This window comes from Bordetella sp. BOR01, assembly GCF_019218885.1.
GTDB lineage: Bacteria > Pseudomonadota > Gammaproteobacteria > Burkholderiales > Burkholderiaceae_B > Bordetella_A.
This window is the reverse complement of record NZ_JAHUWT010000001.1, coordinates 1369637-1381371: the sequence shown is the minus strand read 5'-3', so window position 1 is coordinate 1381371 and position 11735 is coordinate 1369637. Positions and strand designations below refer to the sequence as shown.

Below are 11735 nucleotides of genomic sequence, written 5' to 3'. Positions count from 1 at the left end.
AGTGCCCCCTCTTTCGAACGGGCGCCCTGCCTGATCCAAGAACTACAGAAAGGAGACCCCCTCATGGCTTTTCAAAGCCAACGCCGCCGCCTGCTCGCCGCAGGGGCCGCCTCGGCGGCCTGGCTCGTGGCACCCGCCGCGCGCGCGAACGGCTGGCCCACGCGCCCCGTCACATTCCTGCAGCCCTATGGACCGGGAACCAACCTGGACGCCATCACCCGCTTCGTGGCCGAACGGCTGGGGCCGCAATGGAAAGTACCCATCGTGGTCGAGAACAAGGCGGGCGCCAATGGGGTGATCGGCACCGACTACGTGGCCCGCTCCACGCCCGACGGCTACACCTTTCTGTTCACGGGCCCGGGCCACTACACCAACCAGGCGCTGATGAACAGCGTCCCCTTCGATCCGGTCAAGGATTTCCGGCCGGTGGCGCGGCTGGCGTCGGTGATGCTGGTGTTGGTCGTGCCCCGCCGATCGCCCTTCCAGTCGGTGCAGGATCTGGTCGAGCACGCGCGCAACAATCCCGGCAAGCTCAGCTACGCATCGGCCGGCAGCGGCAGCGCGCAACACCTTTCCGCCGCGCTGTTCCTGGCCAGCGCCGGCATCAACGTCCTGCACGTGCCCTACAAGACCCAGCCGCAGGCCCTGATGGACACCATCGGCGGCCGCGTCGATTTCACTTTCTCGGCACTGACGACCGCTGCCGCGCAGATCAAGGCGGGCAATGTGCGCGCCCTGGCCGTAACCGGGCCGCGGCGCTCGGTCAGCCTGCCCGACCTGCCCACCGTGGCCGAACTCGGATTTCCGGGCTATGAGTTCTTCTCGTTCAACGCCGTCTTCGCCCCCGCCGCCGCGCCGGACGAAGCCGTGCAGAAATTGTCCGACGGCCTGTCGGCCATCGCCCGCTCGCCTGAATATGCCCAGTTGGCCCGGCAACAAGGTTTCGAGACCGACTTCGCCGACATGCGGGAATGGGGCGCCGCCTTGCCGGCCGAGCGCAAGAAATGGTTAGAGATGATACGCATCAGTGGAGCCAGACTTGAATAGCATCGCATACGACAACGGCGAGCATCGCCCGCCCCGCCTGGACTTCGACGCCCGCACTGCCACGCTGGACGAGGTGCTGGCCGAGCGTGCCCGGCGCTGTGCCGGCAAGACCTTCATGACCTGGCTGCCCACCGGCCAACAGTGGTCGTATGGCGACATCGACGCGCAGACGCGCCGCCTGGGCGCGGGCCTGGCCCGGCATGGCGTGGCCACGCGCAGCCATGTCGCGGTACTGATGGACAACTGCCCCGAGCAGTTGCTGGCCATGTGGGGCGCCGCGCGCGCCGGCTATGTCACAGTGCCCGTCAACGCGGCCGCCAAGGGCCAGCTGCTGGCCTACTTCCTCAGCCATGCCGATTGCGCCGCGCTGATCGTCGAAGAAGCGCTGCTGCCGCGCTTTCTGGAAATCTGTGAAACCGTGCCGCTGGTGACACAGGTATTCGTGGTGCGCGTGCCGCGCGACGGCGCGGCCACCCCGGCCGCCCCGGCCGCCTGGCAACCCGGCCAGGCGCTGGCCTCGGGCGCACGCCTGGTTGATTTCGCCGATCTCATGGCGCCGCCAGCCACCCCGATGCCGGCAGGCGAACCCGCCGCCCCGCGCGAAGCCCCGCGCTTTTCCGACCTGGCCATGCTGATGTTCACCTCGGGCACCACGGGCCCGTCCAAGGCCATCATGTTCAGCCATGCCCAGCTCGTCTACTGGGGCACTGACGTGGCTTTCCATCACGAGTACACGCCCGACGACATTGCCTATGTCTGCCTGCCGCTGTTTCATGGCAATGCCTTCCTGGGCAGCACCATGGGATCGCTGATGGCGGGTTCCGCCATCGCGCTGGCGGCGCGGTTCTCGGTCAGCAATTTCTGGCGGCACGTGCGCGAAAGCGGCGCCACCGTCTTCAACGGCGTCGGAGCAGTCACCAACTTCTTGTGGAAGCAAGCGCCCTCGCCCGACGACCGCAACCACCGCGTGCGGCGCTGCCATTTGGCCCCCGTGCCCAGTTTCGCGGCGGAATTCGAACAGCGCTTCGGCATGCAGATCATGAGTGCGTTCGGCCTGACCGACTACTGCCTGGGCGCAGCCTACAACACGCAAAGCCGGCGCGACAAGCTGGGTTCTTGCGGGCTGCCGCGCGCAGGCGTAGAGGTGCGCATCGTGGACGAAGATGACTTCGACATGCCGCTGCGCACGCCGGGCGAGATCCTGCTGCGCAACAACAACCCCTGGGGGGCATCGCTGGGCTACTACAAGCAGCCCGATGCCACCCTGGCCAGCCGCCGCAACCTGTGGTTCCATACCGGCGACCGCGGCTGGATGGACGAAGACGGCTACGTCTGGTACACCGACCGCATCAAGGATGCCATCCGGCGCCGTGGCGAGAATATCTCGGCCTTCGAGGTCGAGGAAGTCATCCGCACTCATCCCGCCGTCGCCGATGTGGCGGTCTATCCGGTGCGGGCGGCCAGCGAAGACGAAGTGGCCGCCAGCATCACCCTGCGTCCGGGCGCATCGTTCGACGGCGCCGACTTGCTGGAACACTGCAACCGCAACCTGGCTTACTTCATGGTGCCGCGCTACATCGACGTGGTCGAGAGCATGCCCATGACGCTGAGCCAGAAGATCGAAAAATACAAGCTGCGCCAGCAAGCCGAAGCGCGCCTGGATACGCTCTGGGACCGCGAACGCGCCGGCGTCCTGGTGGCGCGCTGACCCCCGCAACGCATTTACTGGAGTTCGCCTACATGAGAACCAAACCCGTCCCCAAGACATCCATCGCCCGCTCCGACAGCAAGGCGATCTACATCCGCGAAGCCGACCTGGTCAACGAACTGATCGGCGAGCTGACTTTCACCGAGATGACGCTGTTCCACCTGTATGGCCGCAAGCCCACAGCCACCGAAACGCGCGTGCTGGACGCGGTGCTGGTAACACTGATGGAACACGGCATCACGCCCAGCGTGATTGCCACGCGCCTGATCTATCACTCGGCGCCCGATGCGTTGCAGGCGGCCGTGGCCGCCGGCCTGCTGGGCGTGGGCACGACATTCATCGGCACGATGGAAGGCTGCGCGGCCAGCCTGGAAGAGATACTGGCCGCCCCCGAGGGCATGCAGGCCCGGGCCCGCGCCATCGCCGAACGCCACCACCAGGCCCGCAAGCCCCTGCACGGCTTCGGCCACCCTCACCACAAGCCGGACGACCCGCGCACGCCCAAGCTACTGGCCATTGCCGAAAGCGCGGGCGTGCCGGGCCGGCACATCGAGGCGCTGCGCACGCTGTCCGCCGAGGTCGACGCCGTCTACGGCCGCCACATCACCATCAACGCCACCGGCGCCACGGCCGCCCTGCTGGGCGAGATCGACATCCCGCAGAAGATCATGCGCGGCGTCGCCGTGATCAGCCGTTCGGCCGGGTTGGTCGGCCACATCCTGGAAGAAAGCCGCGAGCCCTCGGGCGCCTACATCTGGGAAACAGTCGACGAAGCCATCCCGTACTCGGCCGACTGAACCGGGTTATCGGGTTGAAGGGTACATCGGCCTTGCGCTGCGGCCAGCAGCGCAAGGCCGCTTCGATTCATCACGGCTGCAACTCAATCCGCCCGAACTTCGAATTGGACGGCTCACAGGCGCGTTCCTATCATTCGCCAGTCACCCGGCACTTGGCCGGGCCAGTAACTGACCGCCGCGAATCCGCCCATGAGTATTGCCGCCCCCCACGAAGTCTCCGTTCATGCCATCGCCCAGCGTGTGCGTGCGGGCCTGGACGACCCGCTCGATACCGCGCGGCATGCGTTGCAGGCCATTGCGCGGCGCGAACCCGATATTCATGCCTGGGCGCACGTGGAATCGGAAGCCGCGCTCGCCGAGACCGCCAGGAACATGAACCGGCAAGGGCCGCTGGCGGGCGTTCCATTCGGCGTGAAAGACATCATCGATGTCGCCGCCATGCCCACCCGCTGCGGCTCGCCGGCCACCGCGGCCACTTGCGCCGCTTTTGACGCTGGCAGCGTCGGCCTGTTGCGGGCCGCCGGCGCCGTGCCGTTGGGCAAGACAGTAACCACTGAATTCGCTTTCCGGCGCCCCGGGCCCACCCGCAACCCGCACGCGCCGCAGCACACGCCAGGCGGATCATCCAGCGGATCGGCCGCTGCCGTAGCGGCGGGCATGGTGCCCCTGGCACTGGGCACCCAGACCGGCGGTTCGGTGATCCGGCCCGCGGCGTTCTGCGGGGTGGTGGGTTTCAAGCCCTCGTACGCCGCGCTGCTGCGCGACGGCATGAAAGTCACTTGCGAATCGCTGGACGTCATCGGCTGGTATGGCCAGGCGGTCGGCGATGTCGATGAGGTGGCCAGAGTATTGCTGCCGTACGAAAGCGATGCGGCGCCCAAGCCGGTACACAGTCTCAGGATCGCCGTGTTTCCGTATAGCCCGATCCAGGGCCTGGACCCGGATGGACAGGCGGCATTGCAGTCCGCCCGGGAAAAACTGGCCGCACATGGCGTGTCGTGCACACTTGTGCCGGAAAGCCCGCACATGGCGGCGCTGGCCCGGGCACACGCCGTGATCATGGAATACGAATTCGCCCGCAGCCTGGCGCCGGTAGCACGCGTACACGCCGACAAGCTCAGCAAAAACTTGCTGGACACGGTGAAGGCCGGCCTGGCCATCCCTGTTCGCGACTACCGCGACATGCGCCGTCTGCAGGCCAGGCTGAGGACGGACTGGCACGAACTGGCCGGCGATGCCGACCTGATATTGACCCCCAGCACACCGGGTGCCGCGCCGCGCGGGCTGGGCAGCACGGGTTCGTCGGCCTTCAACAAGATCTGGTCGGTATTGGGATGGCCGTGCCTGCACCTGCCCGCCGGCACCACGCCCGACGGCTTGCCGATAGGAGTACAACTCGTGGCCAACTGGAACGCCGACGCGCACCTGCTGGCCTGGGGCAATGACATACACAAACTCATTACTGAACAGGGGAACCTGGCATGACTCTCAAGACTATCCTGGCCAAGAGCCTGGCGTTCACCGCCACCCTGTTGGTCGCCGGCACCGCCTGCGCGGCCGACAGCTACCCGCAGCGCCCCATCAACCTCATCACCCCCACCGCGCCCGGGGGCACGGTGGATATCGTGGCCCGCATCATGGCCGAGAAGCTGGCTCCGGCCCTGGGCCAGCCCATGATCGTCAACAACAAGCCCGGCGCGGGCGGCGTGGTAGGCACCCAGGCCCTGCTGCGCGAGCCGGCCGACGGCTATTCCATCCTGTTCACGGGCAACAGCAATCAGTTGATCGTGCCGTGGGTATACAAGGACGCGAAATTCGACCCCATTGAAGATTTCATGCCCATCGCCGCCGTGGGGGTGGTGCCGAACGTGTTGTGCGTCAATGCCGAGTTTCCAGCGCAGAACCTGAAAGAGTTCGTCGCCCTAGTCAAGGCCAATCCTGGCAAGTATTCGTATGCCTCGTCAGGCTCGGGCACCTTGAATCACCTGCTGGGCGAAATGCTGAAATCGCGCGGCAAGCTCGAACTGCAGCACGTGCCGTATCGCGGCGTCGCACCCGCCATGGCCGACGTGCTGGGCAACCAGGTCCCCATTGTTTTCGCCAGCCTGCCGTCGGCCGTGGAGAACGTCAAATCGGGCAAACTGCGGGCCCTGGCCGTCAGCAGCGAATCGCGAGATCCGCTGCTGCCCGACGTGCCGACCCTGAACGAAGAAATCCCCGGCGTCACCGGTGACTTGTGGGTGGCTTTCTATGCAGCCAAGGGCACGCCCCAGGCCGCCGTCGATCGCCTGTACGCGGCGATCGAGTCGGTGCTGGCCGACCCTGACACGGCCGCCAGGTTCCAGAAGCTGGGTGTGAGCATGCTGCATGACGGCCCGGCCGAACTGGCCAAGCGCCAGCAGGCGGAATTCCAGCAATGGAAAGAAGTGGTCGCGGCCGCCAACGCCCAGGCCGAATAAGCCCGCGTCAGCCCCCGGCCCTATCGGCGCCCCGGGGCCGACGCCATGCTGACCAGGCACGCGATCAGGTTGCGCACGGCAACGTTTTTCTGCGATTTCAGGGTCGCTACCACGAGCTCGAGCCGGCGATGCGATTGCCCGGCAATCGGCAAGAACGACAAGGCCGGCTGGAACGCACGCTCGAGCGAAGACGGCACGATGGCCACGCCGACGCCCGCCTCGACCAGTGTCAGCACAGTGGGCAGCAGGCTTTCCTGCACGAACTCCGGCACCACGCCTGCTTCGGCGAACATGGCCTGCACGGTTCGCCGCACATAGGGCGAAGTGGCCTCGAAATAGCCGATCAGCGGGAATTGCGCAATCTCTTGCACCGTGATCTCGCGGCCCAGGTTCAAGGGATGGTCGGTTCTGACGGCCAGCATCAAGTTTTCTTCGTAGACGACCGTGGCGTCGAGCTCGGTACCGGTATCGGTGTCCCAGTCGGCCGGCCGCATGACGCCCACATCCAGCGCGCCCTGCAGCAGGGCCAACTCCATCACGTTCGAGTTCATCTCGCGCAACTCCACCTTCACCAGCGGGTGCGCTTGCGTGAACGAATGCAGCGCGTCCACTACCGGGGAACACGTGGCACTGGCGTTCAGGCCCAGCGATATCGACCCTGTCTCGCCCAGCGCGGCGCGACGCGCGGCATGCAGCAAGACTTCCATTTCGGCCGTGATCCGGCGGGCATGCACATACATGGCCTCGCCGGCCGGCGTCAGTCGGACGCTACGGGTAGTACGCACGAACAGCGGATGGCCGACCAAGTCTTCCAGGCGCCTGATCTGCTGGCTGAGCGCGGGCTGGCTGATGAAAAGGCGGGCCGACGCGCGTCCGAAATGCAGCTCTTCGGCCACGGCGCAAAAGCATTGGAGGATGCGCCCGTCGAGTGCGATTGATTCGGAGTTCAACATAATCGGATGGAATCTCAAATTGGACGCTTGCACGGGCGCGTCCCTAGAATGAACGGCAACAAGAAAGAGGGCCTGGCCTCATGGCCCGCCAGTCCACATACAGGGGGTTGCATGAACCACACCAAGCTTGCTCTGACCCGATTTGCATTGCCCGCGATGCTCGCTCTGGGTGCTGCCTTGCAGCCCGCGCATGGCCAGCAATATCCCACGAAACCCATCACTTTCATAGTTCCTTACGCGGCGGGCGGCAGTTCCGACACCCGTTCGCGGCAACTCGCCCAGCGGCTCGCCACGCATTTCGGGCAGGCGGTCGTGGTCGAGAACCGGCCTGGCGCCAGCGGGAACATCGGCACCGACGCGATTGCGCGGGCCACCCCGGATGGCTATGTAATCGGGCTGGGCAATTTCGCCCCCATGGCGATCAACGCGGCCTTGTATCAGCACCTTTCCTACGACCCGGCCCGGATCACTAAAGTGGCTCCGCTGGAAAAAGGCCCGTTGGTACTGGCAGTGGCGGCATCATCACCCTACTCGACCTTGCCCGAGTTCCTGGCCTATGCCAAGGCCCGGCGCGGCGAAATCGACTACGCGTCCACGGGCGCGGGCGGCGCGTCGCACCTGGTGGCCGAATTGTTCAAGCGCGAGGCCGGCATCGATGCAGTGCACGTGCCCTATCGCGGAGGCGCGCCCGCCATCAACGACCTGATCGGCGGCAATGTGGACTTCATGATGGACCTGGCCAGCCTCTTCATGCCGCATGCGGGCGGCGCCGATCCGAAGATAAAGATCCTGGCCGTCACGTCAGAGCAGCGCCTGCCCGCGCTGCCCGATGTTCCCACTTTTCGCGAACAAGGCCTGCCGGACATGGTGGCCTCGAACTGGTTCGGCGTCATCGGCCCCGCGGGCCTGCCGGATGACATCGTAAGCAAGCTCAACAGCGCGGTCGGCCAGGTCGTCAAAGACCCGGCCTATGCCGGCACCGTAACCGGGCAAGGCGCCGAAGTCATGACGGGCAGCCCCGCCGATTTCGCCGGCTTCGTCGAATCGGAATCCCGCCGCTGGGGCACCGTCATCAAGGCGGCCGGCATCCAGGCGCACTGACCATTGCCCCACGATCGGCGGCACCTCGATGGCATGGCGCTCGGTAATGCCAGGCATGGACATGGCGCCAGTCAGTAGATGGGCGGCTCGGGCGTGGGCGCATTGCCCGACAGGCTGGCGAAATCGCACCCCAGGTGGGCTTGTGTCACTTCGTTCTGGTAGATGCGGGTGAAGCCGCGCACATGCGGGCGCGGCGGCGGCGACCACTGGCGGCGGCGTTCGGCCAGCTCGGCCTCGGACACCAGCATGTCCAGGCTGCGCGCGCCGACGTCCAGCCGCACCTGGTCGCCGGTGCGCAGCAGTGCCAGCGGCCCGCCCACGGCCGACTCGGGCGACACGTGCAGCACGCAGGTACCGTAGTGGGTACCGCTCATGCGCGAATCCGAAATACGCAGCATGTCGCGCACGCCCTTTTGCAGCAGCTTCTTCGGGATGGGCAGATTGCCCCATTCCGGCATGCCGGGCCCGCCGATCGGCCCGCCATTGCGCAGCACCAGCACCGTGTTCTGGTCCACGTCCAGGTCCGGATCGGCCATGGCCGCGAACATCTCGGCGTTGGAATCGAATACCAGGGCCGGGCCGGTATGGCGCAGCAAATGCGGGCTGGCCGCAGACGGCTTGATGACCGCGCCGTCGGGGGCCAGGTTGCCGCGCACGACCGCCATGGCCAGCCCGGCCTCGGCGCAATCGGCCACTCCATGCCCGAGCGGCGCGGCGGGATCCAGGATGGTGCCGTCATCGTCCGCCTGCGGCCAATCGGCCAGGTTCTCGCCCAGCGTGCGGCCGGTACAGGTCAGGGTCGACAGATCCAGATGCGCCGCCACCTTGCGCAGCACGGCCGGCAAGCCCCCCGCGTAGAAAAAGTCTTCCATCAGGCGGGTACCCGACGGATATAGGTTGGCGATCACGGGCACGTCGCGCGCGATGGCATCGATCTGGTCCAGGCCCAGCTCGATGCCGGCGCGCCCGGCCATTGCCGGCAAATGCACGGCCGCGTTGGTCGACCCGCCCAGCGCCACATAGGTGACCACGGCGTTGCGAAACGCCGCGGCCGTGCAAATACGCGACGGCTTCAGGTCTTCCCACACCATCTCCACCGCGCGGTACCCGCACTGCCAGGCCATGCGGGTATGCGCCGCATCCACGGCCGGGATCGCCATGGCGCCCGGCAGCGACAGCCCCAGCGCCTCGACAATGGCGGTCATGGTGCTGGCGGTTCCCATGGTGTTGCAGGTGCCGACACTGCGCGTCATGCGCGATTCCATCGCCACCCACTCGCGCTGGTCGATGGCGCCGATGGTGTATTCGGCGAAGAATTTCTTGGTGTGCGTGCCGGCGCCCACCGCCTCGCGCCGGTACCGGTCGTTCAGCATGGGGCCGGCCGGCATGAAAATGACGGGCAAATCCATGGACAGCGCGCCCATCACCAGCGCGGGAGGCGTCTTGTCGCAACCGCCCATCAGTACCGCGCCGTCGATGGGCAGGCTGCGCAGCAGTTCTTCGCATTCGACGGACAGCAGGTTGCGATACAGCATGGTGGTGGGCTTGACCATCACTTCGCCCAGGCTGAGCGCCGGCAATTCCAGCGGATAGCCGCCTGCTTGCAGCACGCCGCGCTTGACGGCTTCGGCGCGCTCGCGCAGGTGCACGTGGCACGGCGACAAATCGCTCCAGGTGTTGATGATGGCAATCACCGGCCGTCCCATGAACTCTTCACGGTTCAAGCCTTGCTGCTGCATGCGCTGGCGATGCGCGAAGCCACGGATATCGTCGCTGGCGAACCAGCGGTGGCTGCGCAGGGTCTCGGGCGTCTTGCGTGAGGGAGTGGTCACGAGGGGGTCTCCTTGCAGCTCAGTAGGTGGCGGGCGCCGTATCGCCGGCCTGGCGTGCCGCAAAGCGTGCCGCGGTGTCGTCGCAGGCCTTGCGCAGCAGGACCTGGTCAGTGGCCACCGCCACGAACAAGGCCCCCAGGTCCAGGCATTCGCGCGCACGCGGCTCGTCCAGCATCAAGATGCCTGGCGCCTTGCCGCAGGCCAGGATGCGGGCAATGGCGCTGTCGATCGCCGCCCGCACCTTCGGGTGCTGCAATTCACCGGCCACGCCCAGGCTGGCGGATAAATCCGCCGGGCCGACAAAGACGCCATCCACCCCCTCGACCGAGGCAATCTGCTCGAGCTGCTCCAGGGCATCCATGGTCTCGATCTGCACCAGCACGCAAAGCTCGCGCTCGGCATCCTGCACGTAGCCGGCATCGCGGCCAAAACGCGACGCGCGCATCGAACCGCCCATGCCGCGCACGCCGCGCGGCGGATACCGCGTGGCGGCCACCGCCGCCTCGGCTTCAGCGCGGTTCTGCACAAAGGGCAGCAGCAGCGACTGCGCCCCCACATCCAGATGGCGCTTGATCAGCACCGTGTCGTTCCAGGCCGGACGCACCACGGCCGACGCCGGCCGGTCGTGCTCGGCCGCCACGGCCTGCAGCAACTGCTGCACCACGATCGGATCGCTGGGCGTGTGCTCGGTGTCGATCAGCAACCAGTCGAAGCCGGCGCCGGCGATCAACTCGGACACCATGGGAAACGGCAAAGTCGACCACAGGCCGATCTGTGCCTGGCGCGCCTGCAAGGCGCGCTTGAAAAGATTGGAAGCAGGCATGGGATAGGGATGGATCTCAGTCGATATGCACGTTGCCGGCCTTGATGACCTCGGCCATGCGCTGGGAATCGGCCTTCAGGCGGGCCTCGAATTCCTCGGGGGTGGAAGAAAGGATCTCGCTGCCCTGGGCTTCCTGAGGCTTGCGGAATTCCGGCGTGGCCAGAATGGCCACCATTTCCTTGTGCAGGCGCTCTACGATGGGCGCCGGGGTGCCGCGCCGCACCAGCATGCCGCTCCAGGCGATCTGCACCGTGTCCGGCGCACCGGCCTCGGCCATGGTGGGCACGTCGGGCGCCAAGGGCGAGCGCTTCTCGTCTGCCACGGCCAGGATGCGCACCTTGCCCGACTGCGCCACCGGCAACACGGCCGACAGGTTATGGAACATCATCGGAATCTGCCCGCCCATGACATCCGTCAGCGCGGCCGGTCCGCCCTTGTAGGGCACGTGCACCAGGTCGGTTCCGGTGCTGGCCTGGAACTGCAGCCCGGTCAGGTGCATGGTGTTGCCGTTGCCGGCCGACCCGAACGCAAGCTGGCCAGGCTGGGCCTTGGCCGCCTTCACCACATCGGCCACCGATTGGTAAGGCGTCTGCGCGCCGACCACCAGCACATTGGGCGTCTGGTTGGTCAGCGTAACGGGTTGGAAGTCCTTGAAGGGATCGAAGCCGGGCGATTTATACAAGTGGGGGTTGACCGCCAGTGTGCTGATCGACCCGTAGAAAATGGTGTAGCCGTCGGCCGGCCGCTGCGCCACATAGGCGGCCGCGATGTTGCCGTTGGCGCCCGCCCGGTTCTCGACCACGACCGGCTGGCCCAGCCGGTCGGCCAGCGCCTGTGCAAAGGGCCGCGCCACCGCGTCGGCGGCGCCGCCCGGGGGCTGCGGCACCACCAGCGTGATGGGCTTGCCGGGGTAGCCGGCCGCGTGGGCCAACGGCACGGCGGCCAGTGTCGCCGCGGCCAAGAGCGCGCTGCACAGGCTTGAAATCGTCATGGTGTGTCTCCAGATTGCCGGATA

10 protein-coding genes are annotated in these 11735 nt (G+C 66.7%); 6 read left to right on the top strand and 4 right to left on the bottom strand.

Annotation, left to right across the window (positions count from 1 at the left end; translation table 11 throughout):
- Positions 1-63: 63 nt before the first annotated feature.
- The 5 genes from KW845_RS06645 (at position 64) to KW845_RS06625 (ending at position 6011) form a co-directional block, all read left to right on the top strand.
- Positions 64-1047, top strand: coding sequence for a tripartite tricarboxylate transporter substrate binding protein (locus KW845_RS06645; RefSeq protein WP_218368345.1), 984 nt, complete (start codon positions 64-66; stop codon positions 1045-1047).
- On the top strand, positions 1040-2755 hold the full coding sequence (locus KW845_RS06640; RefSeq protein ID WP_218368344.1) for an AMP-binding protein: 1716 nt from the start codon (positions 1040-1042) through the stop codon (positions 2753-2755). The genes KW845_RS06645 and KW845_RS06640 overlap by 8 nt, the downstream gene beginning before the upstream one ends.
- Positions 2756-2787: 32 nt before the next feature.
- A complete protein-coding gene (locus tag KW845_RS06635) occupies positions 2788-3552 on the top strand; it encodes a citryl-CoA lyase (RefSeq protein ID WP_218368343.1) in 765 nt (254 codons plus the stop codon).
- Positions 3553-3741: 189 nt separating this feature from the next.
- Positions 3742-5037 carry an amidase gene (locus KW845_RS06630; RefSeq protein WP_218368342.1) on the top strand — a complete coding sequence of 432 codons (1296 nt, stop codon included), beginning with the start codon at positions 3742-3744 and terminating at the stop codon, positions 5035-5037.
- Positions 5034-6011: a tripartite tricarboxylate transporter substrate binding protein gene (locus tag KW845_RS06625; RefSeq protein WP_218368341.1), complete on the top strand. Its 978-nt coding sequence runs from the start codon at positions 5034-5036 to the stop codon at positions 6009-6011. The genes KW845_RS06630 and KW845_RS06625 overlap by 4 nt, the downstream gene beginning before the upstream one ends.
- A 20-nt stretch (positions 6012-6031) precedes the next feature.
- On the opposite strand, the gene KW845_RS06620 is transcribed toward KW845_RS06625, so the two are convergent.
- On the bottom strand, positions 6032-6964 hold the full coding sequence (locus KW845_RS06620) for a LysR family transcriptional regulator (RefSeq protein WP_218368340.1): 933 nt from the start codon (positions 6962-6964) through the stop codon (positions 6032-6034).
- Between the two features lie 111 nt (positions 6965-7075).
- Here KW845_RS06620 and KW845_RS06615 point away from each other — a divergent pair, with 111 nt between their 5' ends.
- A complete protein-coding gene (locus tag KW845_RS06615; RefSeq protein WP_218368339.1) occupies positions 7076-8065 on the top strand; it encodes a tripartite tricarboxylate transporter substrate binding protein in 990 nt (329 codons plus the stop codon).
- Between the two features lie 71 nt (positions 8066-8136).
- Here KW845_RS06615 and KW845_RS06610 read toward each other — a convergent pair whose 3' ends face one another.
- Genes KW845_RS06610 through KW845_RS06600 form a run of 3 tightly spaced genes read right to left on the bottom strand, consistent with a single transcriptional unit; the run spans position 8137 to position 11711 of the window.
- Positions 8137-9897 carry an IlvD/Edd family dehydratase gene (locus KW845_RS06610; RefSeq protein ID WP_370628187.1) on the bottom strand — a complete coding sequence of 587 codons (1761 nt, stop codon included), beginning with the start codon at positions 9895-9897 and terminating at the stop codon, positions 8137-8139.
- A 19-nt stretch (positions 9898-9916) separates the two neighbouring features.
- Positions 9917-10720 carry an aldolase/citrate lyase family protein gene (locus KW845_RS06605; RefSeq protein WP_218368338.1) on the bottom strand — a complete coding sequence of 268 codons (804 nt, stop codon included), beginning with the start codon at positions 10718-10720 and terminating at the stop codon, positions 9917-9919.
- Positions 10721-10736: 16 nt separating this feature from the next.
- A complete protein-coding gene (locus KW845_RS06600; protein ID WP_218368337.1) occupies positions 10737-11711 on the bottom strand; it encodes a tripartite tricarboxylate transporter substrate binding protein in 975 nt (324 codons plus the stop codon).
- Positions 11712-11735 lie beyond the last annotated feature (24 nt).

Bases quoted from the DNA above. Each gene is read 5' to 3' on its own strand.
- KW845_RS06645 (WP_218368345.1), top strand. From the start codon at position 64: ATGGCTTTTCAAAGCCAACGCCGCCGCCTGCTCGCCGCAGGGGCCGCC.
- KW845_RS06635 (WP_218368343.1), top strand. From the start codon at position 2,788: ATGAGAACCAAACCCGTCCCCAAGACATCCATCGCCCGCTCCGACAGC.
- KW845_RS06630 (WP_218368342.1), top strand. From the start codon at position 3,742: ATGAGTATTGCCGCCCCCCACGAAGTCTCCGTTCATGCCATCGCCCAG.
- KW845_RS06625 (WP_218368341.1), top strand. From the start codon at position 5,034: ATGACTCTCAAGACTATCCTGGCCAAGAGCCTGGCGTTCACCGCCACC.
- KW845_RS06620 (WP_218368340.1), bottom strand. From the start codon at position 6,964: ATGTTGAACTCCGAATCAATCGCACTCGACGGGCGCATCCTCCAATGC.
- KW845_RS06615 (WP_218368339.1), top strand. From the start codon at position 7,076: ATGAACCACACCAAGCTTGCTCTGACCCGATTTGCATTGCCCGCGATG.
- KW845_RS06605 (WP_218368338.1), bottom strand. From the start codon at position 10,720: ATGCCTGCTTCCAATCTTTTCAAGCGCGCCTTGCAGGCGCGCCAGGCA.
- KW845_RS06600 (WP_218368337.1), bottom strand. From the start codon at position 11,711: ATGACGATTTCAAGCCTGTGCAGCGCGCTCTTGGCCGCGGCGACACTG.